22 protein-coding genes and 2 pseudogenes are annotated in these 21,371 nt (G+C 41.6%); 1 reads left to right on the forward strand and 23 read right to left on the reverse strand.

Translation table 11 applies throughout. The features are described from left to right. From HT709_RS04590 to HT709_RS04690, 21 genes and pseudogenes are all read right to left on the reverse strand, one after another. A pseudogene (locus tag HT709_RS04590) lies at positions 1-375 on the reverse strand (transposase family protein); the annotation flags it as partial. 57 nt (positions 376-432) lie between these two features. After that, complete coding sequence (locus tag HT709_RS04595) at positions 433-2,667, reverse strand: DNA internalization-related competence protein ComEC/Rec2 (protein ID WP_138700418.1); 2,235 nt, start codon at positions 2,665-2,667, stop codon at positions 433-435. After that, positions 2,651-3,301: a helix-hairpin-helix domain-containing protein gene (locus HT709_RS04600; protein ID WP_000387332.1), complete on the reverse strand. Its 651-nt coding sequence runs from the start codon at positions 3,299-3,301 to the stop codon at positions 2,651-2,653. The genes HT709_RS04595 and HT709_RS04600 overlap by 17 nt, the downstream gene beginning before the upstream one ends. Before the next feature lie 67 nt (positions 3,302-3,368). Then, the gene (locus HT709_RS04605) at positions 3,369-3,938 is read right to left on the reverse strand and encodes a GNAT family N-acetyltransferase (protein ID WP_000443735.1); all 570 of its coding nucleotides are present in this window, start codon (positions 3,936-3,938) and stop codon (positions 3,369-3,371) included. 212 nt (positions 3,939-4,150) lie between these two features. After that, the gene (locus tag HT709_RS04610; protein WP_000658205.1) at positions 4,151-5,155 is read right to left on the reverse strand and encodes a PhoH family protein; all 1,005 of its coding nucleotides are present in this window, start codon (positions 5,153-5,155) and stop codon (positions 4,151-4,153) included. Positions 5,156-5,239: 84 nt separating this feature from the next. After that, positions 5,240-5,455, reverse strand: coding sequence for a YozE family protein (locus HT709_RS04615; RefSeq protein WP_001232084.1), 216 nt, complete (start codon positions 5,453-5,455; stop codon positions 5,240-5,242). 8 nt (positions 5,456-5,463) lie between these two features. Beyond that, entirely contained in the window at positions 5,464-6,318 is an 855-nt protein-coding gene (gene cvfB / locus HT709_RS04620; RefSeq protein WP_001095471.1) for an RNA-binding virulence regulatory protein CvfB, read from the reverse strand. Between the two features lie 59 nt (positions 6,319-6,377). Then, entirely contained in the window at positions 6,378-6,935 is a 558-nt protein-coding gene (gene frr / locus HT709_RS04625) for a ribosome recycling factor (RefSeq protein ID WP_001262225.1), read from the reverse strand. Between the two features lie 8 nt (positions 6,936-6,943). After that, a complete protein-coding gene (gene pyrH / locus HT709_RS04630) occupies positions 6,944-7,681 on the reverse strand; it encodes a UMP kinase (RefSeq protein ID WP_000002996.1) in 738 nt (245 codons plus the stop codon). A gap of 83 nt (positions 7,682-7,764) precedes the next feature. Beyond that, positions 7,765-9,099 (reverse strand): methylenetetrahydrofolate--tRNA-(uracil(54)-C(5))-methyltransferase (FADH(2)-oxidizing) TrmFO, encoded by a 1,335-nt coding sequence (gene trmFO, locus HT709_RS04635; RefSeq protein WP_172925552.1) that lies wholly within the window; start codon positions 9,097-9,099, stop codon positions 7,765-7,767. A 605-nt stretch (positions 9,100-9,704) separates the two neighbouring features. Further along, entirely contained in the window at positions 9,705-10,583 is an 879-nt protein-coding gene (gene rsmI / locus HT709_RS04640; protein ID WP_001166876.1) for a 16S rRNA (cytidine(1402)-2'-O)-methyltransferase, read from the reverse strand. Positions 10,584-10,585: 2 nt separating this feature from the next. After that, positions 10,586-10,903, reverse strand: a complete 318-nt coding sequence (gene yabA, locus HT709_RS04645; RefSeq protein WP_000358228.1) for a DNA replication initiation control protein YabA — start codon at positions 10,901-10,903, stop codon at positions 10,586-10,588. Between the two features lie 39 nt (positions 10,904-10,942). Then, positions 10,943-11,833 (reverse strand): DNA polymerase III subunit delta', encoded by an 891-nt coding sequence (locus HT709_RS04650; RefSeq protein WP_119920008.1) that lies wholly within the window; start codon positions 11,831-11,833, stop codon positions 10,943-10,945. Continuing rightward, complete coding sequence (gene tmk / locus HT709_RS04655) at positions 11,830-12,468, reverse strand: dTMP kinase (RefSeq protein WP_000033362.1); 639 nt, start codon at positions 12,466-12,468, stop codon at positions 11,830-11,832. The genes HT709_RS04650 and tmk overlap by 4 nt, the downstream gene beginning before the upstream one ends. Positions 12,469-12,696: 228 nt before the next feature. Then, positions 12,697-13,494: a pyrroline-5-carboxylate reductase gene (gene proC, locus HT709_RS04660; RefSeq protein ID WP_023936955.1), complete on the reverse strand. Its 798-nt coding sequence runs from the start codon at positions 13,492-13,494 to the stop codon at positions 12,697-12,699. 3 nt (positions 13,495-13,497) lie between these two features. After that, on the reverse strand, positions 13,498-14,760 hold the full coding sequence (locus tag HT709_RS04665) for a glutamate-5-semialdehyde dehydrogenase (protein WP_023936957.1): 1,263 nt from the start codon (positions 14,758-14,760) through the stop codon (positions 13,498-13,500). Positions 14,761-14,769: 9 nt separating this feature from the next. After that, positions 14,770-15,879 carry a glutamate 5-kinase gene (proB, locus tag HT709_RS04670; RefSeq protein WP_000875755.1) on the reverse strand — a complete coding sequence of 370 codons (1,110 nt, stop codon included), beginning with the start codon at positions 15,877-15,879 and terminating at the stop codon, positions 14,770-14,772. A gap of 100 nt (positions 15,880-15,979) precedes the next feature. Next, positions 15,980-17,863 (reverse strand): phosphorylcholine esterase CbpE, encoded by a 1,884-nt coding sequence (gene cbpE / locus HT709_RS04675; RefSeq protein WP_000728244.1) that lies wholly within the window; start codon positions 17,861-17,863, stop codon positions 15,980-15,982. 2 nt (positions 17,864-17,865) lie between these two features. After that, positions 17,866-18,753 carry an RluA family pseudouridine synthase gene (locus HT709_RS04680; protein WP_000403212.1) on the reverse strand — a complete coding sequence of 296 codons (888 nt, stop codon included), beginning with the start codon at positions 18,751-18,753 and terminating at the stop codon, positions 17,866-17,868. After that, a complete protein-coding gene (gene lspA / locus HT709_RS04685; protein WP_000745672.1) occupies positions 18,743-19,204 on the reverse strand; it encodes a signal peptidase II in 462 nt (153 codons plus the stop codon). Before lspA ends, HT709_RS04680 begins: the two co-directional genes overlap by 11 nt. After that, positions 19,201-20,109 (reverse strand): LysR family transcriptional regulator, encoded by a 909-nt coding sequence (locus tag HT709_RS04690; protein ID WP_001025687.1) that lies wholly within the window; start codon positions 20,107-20,109, stop codon positions 19,201-19,203. Before HT709_RS04690 ends, lspA begins: the two co-directional genes overlap by 4 nt. Between HT709_RS04690 and HT709_RS04695 the strand changes: the two are divergent. After that, a pseudogene (locus tag HT709_RS04695) lies at positions 20,102-20,307 on the forward strand (AraC family transcriptional regulator). The gene HT709_RS04690 and the pseudogene HT709_RS04695 sit on opposite strands and share 8 nt — an antisense overlap. A 51-nt stretch (positions 20,308-20,358) precedes the next feature. Here HT709_RS04695 and HT709_RS04700 read toward each other — a convergent pair. Then, positions 20,359-21,030 (reverse strand): CPBP family intramembrane glutamic endopeptidase, encoded by a 672-nt coding sequence (locus HT709_RS04700; protein WP_172925553.1) that lies wholly within the window; start codon positions 21,028-21,030, stop codon positions 20,359-20,361. Positions 21,031-21,071: 41 nt separating this feature from the next. Next, positions 21,072-21,293: an SP_0924 family bacteriocin-like peptide gene (locus HT709_RS04705; RefSeq protein ID WP_000602445.1), complete on the reverse strand. Its 222-nt coding sequence runs from the start codon at positions 21,291-21,293 to the stop codon at positions 21,072-21,074. Between the last annotated feature and the right edge of the window lie 78 nt (positions 21,294-21,371).

Here is a 21,371-nt window from a genome sequence, read left to right on the forward strand (position 1 = left end):
CATTCGCTAATTGTTTTTTTAGGGCGATTGATTTTTACTTCCGTCGCATCAATCATTACCGTGTCCTCAGAACTGAGAGGAGGTCTTGAAATCGTAAAACCACTTTGAACAAGAGTTACTTCAACCCATTGACTCCGATGGGTTAAGTTGCTTTCGTGGATACCAAAATCAGCCGCAATTTGTTCATAAGTTCGATATTCTCGCACATATTGAAGTCGCCATAAGAAGGTATTCTAGGCTTAATTTAGGTTTTTATCCATCTTTTGCGTGTTTAATTTTTAATACAGCTAACATCTCTTCAAAAGTCGTGCGCTGAACACCAACAAGACGATTAAATTGTGCATCAGTTAGTTGTTTACTTGCTTCATAATTCATAGAACTATTATACCATATTTTGTTTCGCAGGAAGTCTAATAATAATATTTATCTTTCCTATCGAACGCTTTCAATCTTCCAACTATTCCAACCTTTAAACCGTATAGCTCCATGCTGGTCAGTTCGGTAAACTTTGCTATTGATACCTTCCAGTCGTGTCAAAGTTTCCTGATGGGGGAGTTTCGTTCGATTGTTCTTTCCAACTGAGATGAGAGTCATCTCTGGTTTGAGCTGTTCTAAAAAGTCTGAACTTAATGATTTTTTAGAGCCATGTTGGCTAGCTTTCAAAACATCCACTTCTAGGTCAGGATAGTGCTTCAGCATGTCCTTCTCTCCTTTCTCCTCCAAATTTCCAGTGAAAAGAAAGTTTTTATCCAAGAGTTTTCCATACAAAACCAGGGTATCTTCATGATCTCCAATTTTCCTTGGAGATAGGACTTCTAACTGACTTCCAAAAATTGGCAAGTTCTCTCCTGCTGTCACACTGCGCACCTTGGTTTGAGTCGCCTGTAGTTCTGCCACAAATTCCTTCTGTTTCAGACTTCCTTTTGATACTAAAATCTCCCCTACATGAAAAGCCTTGGTCACCTCCAACAAATCTCCAACATGTTCCTTGTCCGTATTTGTCAAAATCAGCTGGTCAATCTTGGCTACTCCTCGACTTTTGAGATAGGGAATCAAGGTTCGCTGGGCATTGCTGGTCGTCGCCTTTTCTTGCCATTTTTCAATTTTCTTATCAGATTCTGCCTTGCCACCTACATCTATGAGAATGGTCTTCCCAGTTACATCCCTTAGGAAAATACTTTCTCCTTGCCCCACATCCAGCATGGTAATTTCATTTTCCAGTGGATGCTTGGTCAAGAAAAAGAGACCCACAATAAGTAAGCTGAAGCCAGCTACTCTTTTGATATTTTTCCTCAAATCATAGACCAAAGCCAAGGAAATTAACAATAAAATTAAAAACCATGCATTAGGTTGTCCAAAGACAAACGGCCTACTTGTCATCTGCGAGACCAAGCGAATCATTCCCTCCAACCATTCAAAGATAAAATTCAGTTGAATGACTGGATAGAGAAAGGAAAGGGCAAATAAGATAGACAAGAGCGGTAAGAAGGTCAAGTCAAATAGAAAGGAAAAGACAAAGGTCAAGAGGATGGACCAAGGTTGAAATTCCGCAAAATAGAAGGATAGAATGGGCAATATGCCCAAGGAGATGACTAGACTTTCACTAGCAACAGCCTTGAGCCCCTCCCCTTCTTTGCTGGTCATGGTCAGGATAAAAGCATAAGCGCAGGACAAGACTCCTCCTGCTGTCAAGAAAAAGTTTGGCATGACAATAAAGAGGAGAAACACTGTCAAGGCAAAATTATCCAAGCCCTTAACCCCATGTTGAGCCAGTAGCTTTTGCAAGAGACTGCGAATAACCGATGCTGAAAATCCAGTTAGTCCCGCATAGATAAGGGAAAAGGGATAAGTCAGCCATTTCAACTTTTCTTGGGTCAAGCCCAATCGCAAGAGAAGTTTCTTAAATCCGTTCATGAAAAAACCTACCTGCATGCCAGATAGGGCAAAGAGGTGGATAATTCCTAGACTGGAATAAAGCTCATTCATCTCCTCAAAGTCGGTGTCCAGATGTCCCAGCAAGAGTCCTGTCATGTAATTGCGCATAGGGTCTGGAAAGTGCGTCTTAATCCAAACCACAGCCTTTCGACGTAAACTGGACAAGTTTTCTCCTATATCCCAACTGCCAATCTTTTGAAGTGACTGGATTGTTTTGATATTGAGAGTCTGGTAAATTCCCTGAGTCTTCAGATAGGCTTGGTAATTAAAGCCACCAAAATTTCTCTGCCCTTCTGACTCCGAAAGCTTCCCTTCTAGTCCTATCTCATGCAGGTCGGTTAAAGCTTGAAAGGCTTCTTTCTCCTCCTCGGACTGGAGTTTATAATAGACTTGAAAAATGCGTCCATCAGCCTTGCCGCGAAAGGACAGACTATCACCATTGACCTTAACAGTGTCAGGCAGAATCCGTACCCTTTCAACAGAATCCGCCAGATTTTGACTCGCTTGGCTCTGTTGCCAATTTTGAAACAGAAACCAGAAGCCAAAGACTCCACAAATCACTAAAACTTTGCCTGTTGATTTCCATGGAAATTGGAAAAAGAGACAGACTAGCAGAAAAACAAAGCCCAACAAAGCAAGATAGGATGCTGAGAAAATAGCGTAATAAAACCAAAGTAACAAAAAACTCAGGTAAATTAGGGGAATGGGGATGTTCTTAATCCACTGTAACATAGTCTTTTAGCTTTTCTATGGTCTTAGCACCAATGCCAGAGACCTTCTTGAGTTCATCAATCGACTTGAATTTCCCATTTGCCTCACGATGGTCTATAATGTCCTGAGCTCGTTTTCCTCCCAGTCCCTTAACCTGTTTAAGCTCTTCCAGACTGGCCTTGTTGAGATTGACCTTCTTTTCCTTGCTTGTTGAAGAAGCTGTCCCCGAACCAGTCTGTTGACTAACTGCTTCTTCTCCCTTAGTAGGAACGTAAACCAGAGCCTCATCACTAACTTTCTGAGCTAGATTGAGCGACTTGCTGTCTGCTTGCTCTGTCAAGCCACCAGCCTTCTGAACAGCATCATTGACTCGACTACCTACAGGCAAGTCATAAATCCCTGGCGATTTGACAGCACCTTTGACATCTACTGTGATTAGATCTTGTTCAAGGGGTTCTTCCTTCTCTTCCTTGTTCACTTCCTTTTCGGATACCAAATCCTTGGAAACAGCTGCAACTTCAGCCTGCAAATTCGTTTCCTTTACAGGTGTTTGTGGAGCTGGCTTTAGCAGGAAAAATCCGCCTACAAGCAAGCCCAGACCAGTACAGATGACGATGATTTTATACTCTTTGATTTTCTCGATAATTGCTTCCATATTTTCTCCTCTCTTAGATTATTCGTAAGAGGAAGAAAAAACAGTCGAAAAATTTCTTTTCAACTGCTTATTTATTTGCAAAATAGTCTTCCTTGGTCAAGACATAATGAACTCTTGTCACGATTCGGCCTTTTTCATGCTGGTCCATACAAGCATAAGCTTCTTCGTGGGAAAAACGCATGCCTGATTTCTCCATGACCTTTCCTGACGCGGGATTAGCCTTATCGTGTAAAGCAACTAACTTATTCATTCCTATCTTCTCAAAAGCTAGCTCAATTACGGCACGATTGGCTTCTGTCGTCAATCCTTGATTCCAATACTTTTTATTGATAATGTAGCCAATAGCTGCCTTCTTAAGAACAGGATCAATCTTGTGCAAGTCAATGGTTCCGATAAACTTGCCGTTATCTTTTAATTCAATCCCCCAGCGTCCCAAGGGATTAGCCAAGTAGAACTGAGCAATATTATTCTTGGTTTCTTCTACATTTTGATTGGTTGAAAAAGTGTAACGTGTATTATCCTTGTCCGAGGCATAGTCAAACATTGCTTCCGCATCATTCAAAGTTACAGGTCTAAGCAACAAACGCTCTGTCTCGACTATGGGATACTGAGCTAGTTTTAAAAAGATTGATTCCATACGTTTCTTCCACTTGAAACCTTTCTAATCTAATATAAGGATATTGAATAAAACATTTAAAAAGCAAACTTATAGTAGATTGAAATAAGATATAAACAAATCAATCAGGAAAGTCAAATTAATTTCTAAAAATGTTTTAGCAGTCACAACGTACTATTCTAGCTTCAATCTACTATAGATTTAGTATTGAGATAACTTTAAGTACAAAAGAACTATCCTTCATATAGAGGTTGAGAATCTAATTCTTCACTCTCTTCTTTTTTAACCGGTTCTGGTTCATAGGCTCGGATAATCTGAGCGACAACTGGGTGGCGAACCACATCCTTGGCTGAAAAATGAACAAAGTCAATCTGGTGAATGTTCTTGAGTTTCTCTTGGGCATCAATCAAACCGGACTTGACATTGCGTGGCAGGTCAATCTGACTGATATCTCCATTGACAATCATCTTAGAATGAAAACCTAAACGAGTCAAAAACATCTTCATCTGCATAATGGTCGTATTTTGCGCCTCATCGAGAATGACAAAGGCATCATCCAAGGTCCGTCCACGCATATAGGCAAGGGGCGCAATCTCAATAATTTCACGCTCCATGAGTCGAGTTGTTTGGTCTTTCCCCAGAATCTGATACAAAGCATCATAAACAGGTCGAAGGTAAGGATCTACCTTCTCCTTAAGATCACCCGGAAGAAAACCTAGACTCTCTCCTGCTTCCACCGCTGGACGTGTCAAGATAATCCTCTTGACTTGCCCACGTTTAAGTGCAGTCACTGCTAAGGTCACTGCAAGAAAGGTCTTCCCTGTACCTGCTGGCCCAATTCCAAAGGTCACATCATGCTGTTTAACACTGTCCACATAAAGTTTTTGACCTAGTGTTTTGACACGGATAGGCTTCCCTGTATTATCCTTGATAATTTCTTCTTCATAAAGGGCGACAAATTTGTCGATTTCATCGTTTTTGACCATGCTAATCGCAGTCACTACATCTGGTGTGCCGACTGTCATTCCACGATTTACCAAAACCATCAAGGCTTGAATAACTTGTCTAGCTTCCTCACAAGCTGACTCCCCCCCCAAGACTTGTACAATCTCTGTACGAGCATGAATCACCACATCAAGCTCTTCTTCCATCAAACGAAGATGGCGCTCATTGGAACCAAAAAGATGAAACAGGTCATCTGGATGACTCAGTTGAATGTCTATTGAATGTTCCTTCAAATAAAGAACCTCTCTAATCCTTTTATTTCTTTTTATTATAGCAAAGGGATGGAGAAATTACTAGCCCAAACCCAATGAATCATGCTAGTGTTCTAAGTATTCTTGCCAGATAGCGTCAAAGTCTCCTAGGTTAAAAGAGAAACTGGCATGTTCTTCCAAAAAGCGACTCACCTCATCAAAATCATCTGTGTGTTTTGGAAAAGCTGATTCTTCAAAGGCTAGGTCTGCTAGGATAGCTTTGGGACTGTTACTTTTAGGATTGCGCTCGGTCATGAGCCAAGTGTAAAATGATTTTCTCATATGTCACCCTAGATCAATTCTGTCCCAAACTGGTCTTGCTTGATTTTACCAGCCTTCATAAGACCACCTAAAACTTTCTTGAACTGACCTTTAGAAATGCCAAAGGTTGCCTTGATGTCATCTGGAGATGACTTATCATTCAAGGTCATGAAACCGCCATTGCTTTCCAAATAAGTCAAAATCATCTGGGCATCATTTTCCAACATTTCAAATGAACGTGGTTTGAGGGAGAGGTTCAGAGTGCGGTCCACTTCGCGGAAACCAATGACACGCGCATCTAAAACTTGCCCTAAACGTGGCTCTGCATAGCGCTCGCTAGGATGGATAAAACCAAGCATGTTATTTTCTGGCAGGTAAACAAAAGTTCCTGACAGCTTGAGGCGGTATACAATGGCTGGCCAGTTTTGGTTCTGCATGTTGTTGTAGGCAGGTCGAGCCAGACGTTGGAAGTCTTCTTGATAAGCCAAGAGTCCCCAGATACGATCTTTCTTGTCCACTTCAAGACGGATGTAGAGTTGATCACCCTTCTTAGGCCAGAGTTCCTTGAGCTCAGGGAGAATATCGAGTGACACAACGATTTCCTTGTCAGGAAGGCCTGTATCCACAAAGACACCCAAGTCTTTACGAACTTCTGTGACACGTCCCCAACCAAATTGGTCCTGAGTGGCAGTCACTTCTAGAGTTGTCAAGCGGAGTTTTTGCTTCATATCCGTGTAGGCAAAACCTTTAACCGTATCCCCTACTGTATGTTGACCTTCTTCCTTGGTAAGAGCATAGGTCTGGCCATCCTTTTGAACAAAGTAAAAACGGTCGTTTTCATCGATGATGAGTCCAACGATAAAACTTGCAAGATTTGTATTCATATTTCCTTCTTTCGAACAAAACTCAGCCAGCAATGCCAACTGAGTTTTTCTGTTTATTTTTAGACTTCCAAGAGTTCTTTCTCTTTGTTGGCAGTCATGTCGTCGATGTGTTTAACAGCATCATCTGTTACTTTTTGAATGTCTTTTTCAAGAGTCTTCAATTCGTCTTCAGTGATTTCTTTTGCTTTTTCTTGTTTCTTAGCTTCATCCATAGCATCGCGACGGATATTGCGGACAGCCACTTTAGCATTCTCACCGACTTTCTTCACTTCTTTAGCAAGGTCACGACGAGTTTCTTCTGTAAGAGCAGGGATAACCAAACGAATTACAGAACCATCGTTAGCTGGTGTGATACCAAGATCAGAAGCGTTTAAGGCACGTTCGATGTCTTTCAATGAAGACTTGTCAAATGGTGTTACCAACAAAACACGCGCTTCTGGAATGGTAATTGAAGCAATTTGGTTAAGAGGAGTTTCTACTCCATAGTATTCTACATGTACACGGTCGAGTAAACTTGCGTTGGCACGACCAGCACGGATACCACCAAATTCACGAGCAAGTGATTGGTGAGACTGGGTCATTCTCTCTTTAGCTTTTTCAATAATTGCGTTAGCCATAATCTTTCTTATTCCTTTTCTTCGATATTATTTGAAACTGTTGTTCCGATATTTTCACCAAATACGACACGTTTGATGTTGCCTGGTTGGTTCATGTTGAAGACAACCAAGTCAATGTCGTTATCCATTGAGAGGGTTGAAGCAGTTGAGTCCATGATACGAAGACCTTTATTGATAACGTCACGGTGGGTCAATTCTTCAAACTTAACGGCTGTCTTGTCCTTCTTAGGATCGGCATTGTAAACACCATCGACCCCATTTTTAGCCATAAGGATAGCATCCGCTTCGATTTCAGCTGCACGAAGGGCCGCTGTTGTATCTGTTGAGAAGTAAGGTGAACCAATTCCGGCACCAAAGATAACGATACGGCCTTTTTCAAGATGACGAAGGGCACGTCCACGGACATAAGGCTCTGCCACTTGTTGCATTGCAATAGCTGTTTGCACACGCGTATCAACACCAACTTGTTGCAATGAATCGGCCATCACAAGAGCATTCATAACAGTCCCAAGCATTCCTGTGTAATCTGCCTGAACGCGGTCCATACCTGCTTCTGCTGCAGGTTCTCCACGCCAGAGATTTCCTCCACCGATAACAAGGGCAATTTCGATACCTAAGCTATGAACTTCTTGAATCTCTTTTGCGATTGTTTGAACTGTTTGGATATCAATCCCTACGCCACGTTCACCGGCAAGGGCTTCACCTGATAACTTGATTAAAATACGTTTATACTTGGGATTCGCCATTTTCACTCTCCTTCTTTTATCCTACCTATTTTATCACAATTTCTAAGATTTTTATAGTATCATGAGCGATTCTTTCAAAAAAATTAGACAGTCAAAAATTCCTCTAAATCGCTGAGGGCACGCTCTGCAATTTTTTCATAACGAGCCTTCTTATCACGGATACGTTCGCCTTCCAACTCCTTGATAATCCCAAAGTTGACATTCATTGGTTGGAAATGTTTGCTGTCGGCATGGGTGATGTAATGAGCTAGACTTCCAATCGCTGTTGTCTCTGGGAAAATAGCCTCACTTTCACCCTTGAAGAGTCGAGCCGCGTTAATACCTGCAACTAAGCCTGATGCTGCGGACTCTACATAGCCTTCCACACCCGTCATCTGACCAGCAAAGAAGAGATTTGGTTGTTTCTTAGAACGGTAGGTCTGCTCCAGAAGATTTGGTGAATCCATGTAAGAATTGCGGTGCATGACCCCATAACGAACAAACTCCGCATTTTCAAGACCTGGAATCATTTGGAAAACGCGCTTTTGCTCTCCCCATTTAAGGTGGGTTTGGAAACCGACGATATTATAGAGGCTACCAGCTGCATTGTCCTGACGAAGTTGAACCACCGCATAAGGGGTTTTAAATTCTCCATCACGAGGACCTGTGTAGTCGTCTGGATACTCAAGACCGACTGGTTTCATAGGACCATAAAGCATAGTTTTAATGCCTCGTTTGGCCATGACTTCGATTGGCATACATCCTTCAAAGTACTTTTCTTTTTCAAAAGAATTGAGCGGTGCTTCTTCCGCATTGACCAAGGCTTCATGGAAATCCATAAACTCTTGCTTGGTCATTGGAGCATTGAGATAGGCTGCTTCTCCCTTATCATAACGAGATTTGAGATAGACCTTACTCATATCGATAGTGTTGACATCGATAATAGGCGCTGCTGCATCGTAGAAATAGAAGCCATCGCCATTATTAAGGGCATGAATCTTTTCAGCCAGGGCATCGCTAGTCAAGGGACCAGTCGCCACAACTGTAATAACATCTGTTGGCAATTCTGTAATTTCATCACGCACCACTTCAATCAAGGGGTGGTTGACCACTTTTTCGGTCACCATTTGAGAGAAACCATCACGATCCACCGCAAGGGCTCCACCGGCAGGAACACGTGTAGCCTCAGCAGATTCCAAGATAACAGAACCCAAGCGACACATTTCTTCCTTGAGAAGACCAACTGCATTTGTCAAAGCATCCCCACGCAAAGAATTGGAACAAACCAACTCAGCAAAATTGTCTGTTTTGTGCTGAGGAGTCGACTTGACACCACGCATTTCATAAAGTTTAACTGGAATACCACGCTCTGCGATTTGGTAAGCTGCTTCAGAACCTGCCAAACCAGCACCGATAACATTGATATAAGATTGAGACACGACACTAATACCTCTTTGGGAGTGTGAAGTTAAGATTCACATTGAAAAAGCCAATCAGACTTACGAGCTTTCGAGTTTCTTGGCTCAGGCTGAAAAAGTCCATTGGACTTACTTCGCTCTCGAATTTCTTGGCTCAAGCTGAAAAAGTCCCCCAGACTTTCCTCGCTCTCGAATTTCTTGGCTCAAGCTGAAAAAGTCCCCCGGACTTTCCTCGCTCTCGAATTTCTTGGCTCAAGCTGAAAAAGTCCCCCAGACTTTCCTCGCTCTCGAATTTCTTGGCTCAAGCTGAAAAAGTCCCCCGGACTTTCCTCGCTCTCGAATTTCTTGGCTCAAGCTGAAAAAGTCCCCTGGACTTTTTCACTCCCACAAATCTTTCTATTTTTTTCTTCTACTAGTATAACAAAAAAAGGGAAGAAGGCAAACTTCCCTGTTTATACTAAATGAAAATCAAAGAGCAAACTAGCCGCAGGTTGCTCAAAGCACTGCTTTGAAGTTGTAGATAGAACTGACGAAGTCCAGCTCAAAACACTGTTTTNNGACGAAGTCAGTAACCACACCTACGACAAGGCGACGTTGACACGGTTTGAAGAGATTTTCGAAGAGTATTAGTCATTTTCTTGATTTTCTTCCCAATCATGGTAGGCAGCGTAGAGCTGGCTTTTATTCCACTGGTAAATCTTAGCGACTTCCTTGATAGCTTGATTTTTCTTCATGCCTTGCTGGATACGGGCTTGGATTTCTAAGAACAAGTCCTCCTCGTCTTTTTCCTCCACATCCTGACTGGCACCTTCAACAATGAGAAGGCATTCTCCTTTAAGTGGCGTTTCAGCAATGCTTTCCAATAACTCAGAAATGGTACCGCGTTGGTATTCTTCATAGATTTTAGTCAATTCCCTGACCAAGACAACCGAGCGGTTACCGTAGACTTCTAACATATTTTCCAACGTATCTGCTACACGATGAGGCGATTCATAGAAAATCTGAGTTTCAGGATAATCTTTTTTCGAGTCGAAAAATTGCTTTTGCTGGCCTGATTTTCTCGGTAAAAAGCCGTAAAAGATATGTGGTTGTGGCGCTAGACCACTGGCAATCAAGGCAGAAATTCCTGCAGAGGCACCTGGAACAGTCACAACTGCAATTTCTTCCTCAATAGCTGCCTTAACCAAATCATGACCAGGGTCTGAAATGCTAGGCAAACCGGCATCAGAGACCTGAGCAATACTTTGCCCTGCTTTCAAGAAACCAATCAAATCAGGAATTTTTTCCTTGGCATTGTGCTCATGAAAACTGATCTGCTTGGTGGAAATGTCAAAATGCTTGAGCAAAAGCCCTGTATTGCGCGTATCCTCAGCAGCAATCCAATCTACTTCTTTCAAGGTCTGGATAGCACGAAAAGTCATATCATCTAGATTGCCAATCGGCGTTGCCACTAGATACAGCTTGCCATAGGGAGACTGCCCCTTAAAACTTTTTTGAATTTGCATGCCTACTCCCTGTATAACAACTCATCACAGAACATACATTCTTCGTCCTGCTCTCGACGTTGTCCATAAAAATCATTACATACGTGAAATCCATCACGGTAAATACGACGGACACTTTCGCGAACATGCTTGGCCTTGACGGGAGCGTCTGCTTCCACCTCACCCAAGCGTTCTCGCAACTTACTATTTTCCAAGCGAAGAGCTGTATTTTCTTCTACCAAGCTCTTGAGATTTTTCTTGATGGCTTCCACATCGGCTAAGGTTACCAATAATTGTTGGGAAAAATCATCCAGCGCGTCAAATAATTCTTTTTTGTCCATAAAACAGCCCTTTCCTTTCTTTATCATTCATTTTTGAGTTTATATTTCTTTCAAGACCAGATATTCCATGGCATTTTGAAAGCTGACATTAGCTTGCCACATTTTTCTAGCTTCTAGTAAATCTTGTAGAATCACTCTTACTCTTACCTGCAAGAGGTCCTGCCCACAGAGAACTTCAAGAATCCGTAAAACCTGATCCTGTTTTTCCTTATCATCTGCCAAGTTGGCTAATTTGGCAACCTGTAGATAACTTTCTTTTTTCTTAGCTACTAACCAAGTCAGCAGGCGTTCACTTTCATAGACCAAGGTCCAAAAACTTGCCTGATTAGCCAACTTTTCTGCTTCAGCTCGCGATTGACTAAACTTAGTTAAAAGAGTCGCTTTTTTCTTAACAAGTCCCATTTGTTCTAAGAGTAAGATAAGTTTTTCTTCTTGCTTTTTAAAGTGGAAGATCTGAGTCCGACTTCGGATTGTCGGTAACATCTTTTCCTCATCGCTAGTCAAGAAGAAAATATAAACTTCACTCTGGGGTTCTTCGATGACCTTGAGCAGAGAATTGGCTGCGTTGGGATGCATTTTATCCGCTTGCTCGATGATAAAGACCTGTTGCTGGCTTTCAATCCCTGCTTGAGAAAACTGTCCCACCAATTCCCGAATGCGTTCTGTCTTGATGACCTGATTGACTGGCTTAATCAAGGTGACATCTGGAAACTCTTCCTGTTCAATCAGCTTGCAACTTCGGCATTTCTCACATGGTAAGACGCCAACTTTATCCGTACAAAAGAGGCTCTTAGCTAAAAATTGCGCCATTTCCAAGCTTCCAAAGAAACCTGAAAAGAGATAGGCGTGATTGAGCTGGTCTTGTTCTAAGATACGGACAAAACGGTCAAACTGATCTGGTTGCCAAGCCTTTAGTTGATCTTGTTTCATTTGGCCAAGCCCATTCCGTCAAACAAGACAGCCTTGGTAGTTTCCACAACTTGCTCCAAAGGGAGACTAGCATCAATCTTGACAATGCGATTTCCCTCTTTATCCAGAAGAGAAAGGTAGCCTTGACGAACTTTTTTATGCAAGTCCAACCCTTCCAAATCCAAACGATTAACCTCGCGGTCACTATTAGCAGCAATACGAGCCAGTCCTTCTTCCACCTCGATGTCAAAATAGAGTGTCAAATCGGGTTTGAGGCCATCTGTCGCAAACTGATTGAGCCAGTCAATGGCTTCAATATCTAAGCCACGACCAAATCCCTGATAGGCAACAGAACTATCGATAAAACGATCCATGATGACCAACTTGCCAGCTTCAAGGGCTGGAAGAACTTTTTCCACCAAATGCTGTCTGCGACTGGCAATATAGAGAAGTAGCTCTGTTTTAGCATCCATCTGAGTATGACTTGGATCCAAAATCACTTCCCGAATCTTCTCCCCAATCAAGACTCCGCCAGGTTCACGGGTCGTCAACACCTCTACTCCTTTTTCCTCTAAAATTGGTAGCAGAGCCTCTAAAACACTGGTCTTGCCTGCTCCCTCTGGTCCCTCAAGAGAGACTAAAAATCCTTTTGACATGTCTAACTCATTTCTTTTTTACTACTTCTATTCTATCAAAAAAATAGGGGTTTGTGACAATCTTTTTGTCTTCTCATTTCATACTCAATGAAAATCAAAGAGCAAACTAGGAAGCTAGTCGCAGGTTGCTCAAAACACTGTTTTGAGGTTGCAGATGGAAGCTGACGCAGTTTGAAGAGATTTTCGAAGAGTATCAACCACCATAAAAGAGGCAGACAAATCCACCTCTTATTTACCTAGTTCTTGTGTTCGTTTGTAGGCTTGACCAACTGCATCCATGACCGTTCCTCGAAAAGCATGCGCTTCTAGGCTCGCTACACCAGCGATAGTCGAACCGCCTGGGCTGCAAACTTGGTCTTTCAAAACTCCAGGATGTTGCTGACTTTCAAGGACCAATTGTCCAGCTCCTACCACAGTTTGAGCTGCCATTTTCAATGCTGTTTCTCGTGGCAATCCAGTCTGAACACCTGCATCTGCCAAGGCCTCGATAAAAAGATAGACAAAGGCTGGTCCACAACCTGCAAGACCTGTCGCTGCATCTATTAAGCTTTCTCCAAGTTCAACCAAAAGACCAGCCTTGGCTAAAAGCTGACAAAAGAGCTCACTGTCCTCAGCCCTGCAATTAGGAGACAAGGCATAACTAATCACTCCTTGACCAATAGAAGCAGGGGTATTTGGCATCATACGAATAATTCTGTGTTGATTTGGAAGAAGACTAGCGAGTTTTTCCAAGGTCAATCCAGCTGCCATGGAAATCAAAAGAAGACTTTCTCGTTTTTCAAGGATGGTCTGATATTGAGAAAGTAAGTCTGAGAACTGAGCTGGCTTAACACCTAGAAAAATCACATCTGCTTCTGCAAAAATTTCTTCATTGCTGGAAGCCTGACCACCAAAGTCTGCAATGAAAGCATCTACCTTAGCTTGACTACGATTGGCAAGAAGAATGTCATCACACGTCTTGGCCTGCAAAACAGCCTTAGCCAAACTAGCCCCCATATTCCCCAAACCGATAAATCCAATCTTCATCTCTTACTCCCTTATCTGCCCATCACCAGCAACCACATACTTGTAGCTGGTCAACTCTTTCAAGCCCATTGGACCACGCGCGTGCAATTTCTGAGTAGAAATTCCCATCTCACATCCAAGACCAAATTGTCCACCATCGGTAAAACGAGTTGAGGCATTGACATAGACAGCTGCAGAGTCCACTTGATCTGTAAAGTAAGCTGCAGCTTCAGCATTTTCCGTTACAATGGCATCTGAATGATGGGTACTATGGGCTTCAATATGGGCAACCGCTTCTTCTAAACTGCTCACAACCTTAACAGCTAAGACATAGTCTAAAAACTCGGTGTCAAAGTCTTGTGCCTCAGCTGCTTGACCTGAAAGAAACTGACTGGCTTTCTCATCCAAGCGGAATTGAATTGGTTCCAACCCAGCTTCTTTTCGATCTGCAACCAGCACTTGCTCCAAGCGAGGAAGGAAGCTTGCTGCCTTGTCTTCATGAACCAGCAGAACCTCCATGGCATTGCAAACAGAGGGACGACTGGTTTTAGCATTGTTGATGATAGACAGCGCCTTGTCTTCGTCTGCATCCTTATCCACATAGACATGGACAATCCCAGTCCCTGTCTCGATAACAGGTACAATCGCATTCTCAACCACTGCATTGATCAAGCCAGCTCCTCCACGAGGAATGAGGAGGTCTAGATAGCCCTTGGCCTTCATCATAGCATAACTACTTTCATGGCTAGTATCTTCCACCAGTTGAATCACATTTGGGTGAATAGTAGTCGTCTCCAAGCCCTTCTTCAAGGCTGTGACAATGGCATGGGTTGTTTGATAGGCATCCTTACCACTACGAAGAACAACCGCATTTCCACTCTTAAGAGTCAAAGCAGCCGCATCAGACGTCACATTTGGACGGCTTTCATAGATAATACCGATGACACCCATAGCTACACGTTTTTTTGTGATAACCAAACCATTTTCAAGCTGACTTGTTTCTAAAACTTCACCGATTGGATCTGGGAAGGCAACCACTTCACGAATTCCTCTTGCCATCGCTTCTATACGATCTGCATCCAAATAAAGACGATCCAACATCACATCTGAGATTTTCCCCTTAGCCGCTGCCATATCGAGGGCATTAGCCGCTAAAATTTCCTCAGTAGCAGCCACTAAGTGATCAGCCATGGCTAGCAAGGCTTGGTTTTTCACTTCTTCACTAGCTGTGTTAATCGATTTTTTAACAGCCTGTACCTGTTCAAATTGTTCTTGTCTACTCACCATAGTTTACCTCTAAAATTCTGTAAAAAGTAGTTGGATTTCAGGAGTAATGGAAATCCAGTCGTCACGGTAAATCAAGACACCCTTGGCTTTTTGAGAACGCAACATATCCTCCAAAGCAGATGCTCCAAATTGCACGCGTCCTTTTCCAAGTGATTTTCCACTTTCCTTATCAAATACTGTCACGATATCACCGTAAGAAAAGGCTCCTTCTGCTTCAACGATACCAGATAAGAGAAGACTCTTTCCATGTTGAGAGAGAGCTTCCGCAGCCCCTTTATCAACCCAAATAGAACCTTGACTCTGAGCATAAAAGGCCAGCCATTGTTTCTGGGTACGAAGCCCCTTCTCTTGCGCAACAAAGTAGGAACCATCCTTGGTCTCCTCAGCCGCTTCAATCATGGCATCTGACTTCAAGGATGAGCAGATATAAACAGGAACACCCGATTCTGTCGCAATAGTTGCAGCTTTGATTTTGGTTAACATGCCCCCAGTTCCGTTTGACGAACCAGCTCCACCGGCCATATCGATAATCTCACGATTGATAGTCTCGATTTGCTCCAAACGTTTGGCTCTTGGATCTGAATTAGGATTTCCTGTATAGAGACCATCTACGTCTGTCAAGAGGATCAAAAGGTCTGCTTGGACCATGGCCGCCACCTGTGCACTCAGAGTATCATTGTCCCCAACCTTGAGCTCATCAATAACAACACTATCATTCTCATTGATGATAGGAATCGCCCCACGGCTAAGTAAAACCGACAAAGCCTGATGGGCATTTTTATAACGACGCTTATCTACAAAGTCATCCTGGGTTAGCAAGATTTGTGCAGAAACGATTTGGCGCAAGAGAAGATTGGTCGTGTATTCTTCCAACAAAAGCCCTTGTCCTACCGCTGCTGAAGCCTGTTTATCAGCAATTTTAGTCGGACGCTTTTTAAATCCTAAGGCTCCAAAACCAGCCGCAATGGCACCTGAAGACACCAAAATCAACTCATGACCAGCCTCGTGCAGCATAGCCAACTGCTGGGTAATATCCTTTACCTTACTACGTGATAAACTTCCATCCTCATTTGTCAGAGAAGAAGTACCCACCTTAAAGACAATCCGTTTGTATTTCATAGTCTCACTCCGATTATTCATATTTATCCATTATAACATGAATAACAGGAAATAGAAAAGAGTTGATAGGAAAAAGAAGGCCCTAAAACCTTCTTTTCTACTACTGTTCTGATTCCGATTTGTTTACACTCGTTTCAGAGCTTTGTGAAGTTGAGGATGTCAAATCTTGACTAGTTGAAGAATTTGTAACACTTTCATGTTGACTCGTTTCTTTATTTTCAAGATCCTTTTTCACTACTTCTTTGGATTCTTTTATTTCTGAATGACTTGTAGTTTTAATTGTAGCAGATTTCTCGATCGGAACATCCACTAACCAGGCACCACTTGAATCCACAGTATAGCCTTCTGGTGTCTTACCATTCACAAGTAATTGACCATTTTCTTTCAAGAAGTACCATTTATCCTTGTCTTTAATCCAACCTATAGCTCGTGAACCATCTGTCTTGTAGAAATACCAATCATTTGCCTTTTTAAGCCAGCCTTGCTTCATAGCTCCTGATTCTTCTAGATAGTAATGATGTCCAGCAACTTCTATCTCACCTGTCTTCATGATACCAGTAGAATCCATATAGTACCAGGCTTCTTTATCTTTTACCCAGCCCGTTTTCATTTCCCCTGATGGAGCAAAGTAATACCATTGCCCCTTATATTGAAGCCAACCTGTCTTCATAGAGCCATCAACATCCAAATAATACCACTGCTCTTTATCTTGAATCCAACCAATTTCCATCTGGTTTTCTTTGTTAAAATAATACCAGATTCCAGCGATTTTCTTCCAATTTTTAGCAGCAACACCAGAGTTTGTCAAATAGAACCAACGATTGTTCCATTTTTTCCATTGATTCTGTAATAAGATACCCGTTTGGTTAAAGTAATACCATTCACCCTTAATTTCATTCCAACCGACAGCATATTCTCCTGTAGAATCAGGCGCTTGATACCACCAGTTTCCATATGAACTCTTATGCCAACCAGCTTGAAAACTTGGAATAGGCTTGTAGGAAGTTGAAATGTTTACTAAACCGTCTTGTCGAATATCAAAAACTGTTGCATCATAGTCTTTGCTGGCTGCGTTGATTCTCTCAATTCCTCGTTCTTTGAGCCAATTAACATACTCACTATCAACACCATTTTTCCAAGGTAGACTATCCGAAGTTTGAACAATCAAACTCGGACTCAAATTTTTAATAAAATCCTTGGTATTTGATTTGTTGGTATCATGGTGATGATTAAACTTCATCAAATCAACTTTTCCAATGAGAGGTCCATACTTATCTTCCGCTCCATGCACATTATCTAAGTCGCCCCCAAGGTAAATTTTCTTACCATTGACTTTTACTACGCTAATCAAGGAATTGGAATTATCATCCCAAATTTTCTTTAATTCACCTGATGAATCTGTTTCATTTTCATAATTATATAGTTGAATATCCATGTCTCCAAACTGAAAATGAGCATCTCCTTGTGTGATATTTTGAATAACTGAAACACCTTTTTCAGCAGCAGTCTTTAAAACCTTATCATAGCCATACAGATTATCCCAAAGACGTTCAGGCTTAGTAATACGATTATCACTATATTTCTTAAGATAGACTCGGTCAACTGGATAGGTAGACAGTAATTCATCAACATTTCCAATATGGTCACTGTGGGTATGGGTTACCAAAATAAAATCAAGTTTTTGGACACCCAATTCCTTCAAACGACGAAAGACACGGTCTGTTAGAACATGCTTATAAGTTGTATTGATACCCTGTCTCCATGGATAACGAGAATCACTTCCATCTGGGAAATCATAATCTTCTCCTGTATCCACCATGGCAAAATGTCCATTGCTTTCAAGAATAATCGCATCACTGCCACCTTCATGAACATTTATAAAGTGGATTTTATTTCCTGAACTTTCTTGAGCTTGAACATTTCCATACCATGACAAGCCTAAAAAAGCGCCTGCAAGTGCTAAACTAGTTAATTTCTTTTTCATTCTTACTTCCTCAATCTCTCCAATGTTTCCTTAAAAATTGCTGGGATATCTGCTGTAAATTCTAAGGTCTCACCTGTTCTCGGATGAGTAAAACCTAGAGTCTTGGCATGAAGAAATTGTCCATGCCCCTTAAGTGTCTTACGAGGACCATAGACTTCATCCCCAGCAACTGGATGACCGATATAAGCCATGTGGACACGAATCTGATGGGTACGCCCTGTCTCTAGTTGCAACTCCACTAAGCTATAATCGCCAAAGCGTTCCAAGACGTGGAAACGAGTTACTGCAGGTTTCCCTTTAGCAGTCACAGCCTGTTTCTTACGATCTTTTTCACTCCGGCCAATCGGTGCTTCAATCACACCGCGATCATTGGGCAAATTTCCATGAACAATCGCCCAATATTTGCGGAGAGACTTTTTATCCTTGAGTTCTTGGGCAAGTGCTAGATGCGCCTCATCATTTTTAGCAATCATAAGAAGACCTGACGTATCCTTATCAATACGATGAACAATTCCTGGACGCAGAACCCCATTGATACCCGACAAGTCCTTAATATGATACATAAGGGCATTTACTAGGGTTCCACTAGTATGACCAGCACTCGGATGCACAACCATTCCCTGAGGTTTGTTGACAACAGCCACATCCTCATCTTGGTAGATGATTTCTAGCGGAAGATCCTCAGCCACATACTCTAAAACCTCTGGTTCTGGCACATGGTAAGTGACGACATCGCCCTCTTGGACAGTGTATTTAGCTTTCTTGACTTGGCCATTGACCAAGACCTGGCCTGATTTGATTTGTTCATTCGCGAGACTACGTGATAATTCTGTCAAATCTGACAAAGCCTTATCTAAACGCAGGCCACCAGTTTCAATTTTAATTTCCATTTATTTCCTCTTTTAGCATTGCAATCAATAAAATAATCACTCCAACAGTCAGATAGCTATCTGCCACATTGAAAATTGCAAAATTGATAAAGTCAAGGTGAAACATATCCACAACAAAGCCCTGACTGACCCTGTCAATAAAGTTTCCAAGACCACCCGCGATTATCAGAGTCAAACCCAAGACCATCCAGAATGAGTCCTCCATGTGCTTATGTAGATACCAAATGGCACCTACCACGACGACCAGGGTAATGACAGCGAATAACAACTGCTGATCTTGTAAGATAGAAAAGGCTGCCCCTCGATTTTGCAGGTAGGTCAAGCTAACGAAATTGGGAATCCAGGAGCGCACTTCACCCAGTGGAATCTGTTGGACGATATAGGATTTAACTAACTGATCCAGCGCAATCAAAAGCAGTACAATGACTGCCACTATTCCTCTTTTTTTCATGATTTCCTCTTCTGATTAAAATATTCTTGCATGACTTCTACGAAAAGAGTTCCAGCTTGACTCAGCTCCACTTCTTCACGTTTAACATAGACCATGCGGTTATCTAGGTTATCCTTGAGACGAATAACTGTGATGCCATTCACACTGTCACTATCTAAAAATCCGGAACCTGTTGCATAAGCGTCCGTCCGCTCCAAAATACCATTCAAAGTAGCACGGTCTGTCACATTAAACATCTGCGAGCTCGCGCTGGTATCAACAAAGTTCTCTGAATAATAAAGATACTCGTCTTTCTCTTGCGTGAAACGAACCGTTGGTAGATCCGCTAAATCCTCCATGACCAATTCCTCTTTCTGAGCTAAAGGATGCCCCTCACGGAGATAAATATGGGTATGGAAGGGAATTAGTTCAATAACCTCTAGGCCTAACTTTTCAACCCGTTGCATAATCCCTTTTTTATTTTGATTATTGAGGTAGATAATCCCAATCTCACTGTGACCTTGCGCTACTTCGTCTAAAATTTGAACAGTAGTTGATTCAAAAATACGGAAGTTCTTATAATCAGGATAGCGCTCTGAAAAGGCCGTAATGGTTGGTGGCAAGAAGTCATAGTGCTGACTGGCAATGGAAAATTCATCCTTTTCTTCCTCAGGATGGGCATACTGATTTTGAAAAATATCAAATCCTTTAACCAATTCTTGCGCTTTTTCATAGAATTCCATACCACGACGAGTCAAGAAAGTCCCTGAGCTGGTCCGACGGAAAATCTTAAAACCCAATTCTTTTTCCAAATCACGAACAGAAATAGACAGACTCGGCTGACTAACATACATCTTTTCAGCAGCTTCACGAAAAGTACCGCTATTGGCAATGGCCACAACATAGCGTAATTGTTGAATGTTCATCTTCTACCTCCAACTTCTTTATCTTTTCATTATACCATATTTTAGAAGTTTTCCAAAAAGGAAAAAAGAACATCCTATTCTTCTTAACCTTCTTAACTATCTTCACTATCTGCCTTTCTCAAGCCAACCTTATTTTCAAAATCAATTCAAAAAATAACTGGATACACACCACTCCAATATCGAAAAGAAAAACGTTGACTATTTGTGAAAAAAGAAAATGCCGGAAAGTTCCGACATTTTTTTAGTAAGCTAACTTCCTGAAAATAGGAGTAACCATACATTCCAGAAGGCAGTGATATTGATGAGAATATGAACTAGTATTGGATAGTAGAGATTTTTTGTCATGCGATACAGTAGAGCTAAAATGAGACCTCCACTAGCATAAATGAAAAAAGCAAGAGGAGTTAAAGCAAAATTGATATGAATATAACCGAAAATAATAGCAGAAAGCAAGACATCTCCGTACCAAGGCGAGTTTTTGAAAAAGGTTGTCATAAGCACACCGCGATAAATCAATTCCTCAGCAATAGGGCCGATGAAGCAAGCTATGAGCAAGAAATAGGGTAATTCCTGTCTCCCTATCATTTCTATCGTTTCATTCAAAGAAATTTGATTTGAAGACGAGGGTATGAAATAAGACAAGAGGACGTCAGACATATACAAAATGATGTAACCCAGTAAAAGGTAGATAAAGTGCCTCAGCTGCCATTTGAAATGAAAAGTCTTCTTTCCTGCAAAAACTAGTAGATAGATGACCGCTAATAAAAGACCTCCACTCTCCATCCAAAGCAGAATCTGAAAAAATTCACGACTTGCTGGTAGATAGGGCTTTGCGAGGTGATTGAAAATTCCCCAAAACCAAGTTGATTTGTAAAAAATTAAGGATAATGCTAGTAAAATCTGAATAATCCGTTTTTTCATATTAAATCCTCTGTTTTCTCCATATTCCTAATAAATTTTACTTAAAATCTCGCAGGACTTCCTTTGCAAAGATGATTGCCTCCTCCAATATATCCTAAATCATAGGTTCCTCTGGGACAAAATCCATGAACCGGCATAGTTAATACCGGCTCTATTTGCCAAGGAAAATAACCATTAGGTTCTTTTCCATAGGGATCTGCTCCACCTTGTATCAGCTCTAATTCTTCATTTGTTAGATTTATATTTTTTGTCATTAAAATCATGATATATTTCCTCCGTTATTGTTTAGATTAGTTGAGTAATCTGATACTCATACCTACTTACAAAAAACTATTATATTA

The sequence above is a fragment of the Streptococcus sp. 1343 genome (assembly GCF_013277355.1).
GTDB classification, from domain to species: domain Bacteria; phylum Bacillota; class Bacilli; order Lactobacillales; family Streptococcaceae; genus Streptococcus; species Streptococcus pseudopneumoniae.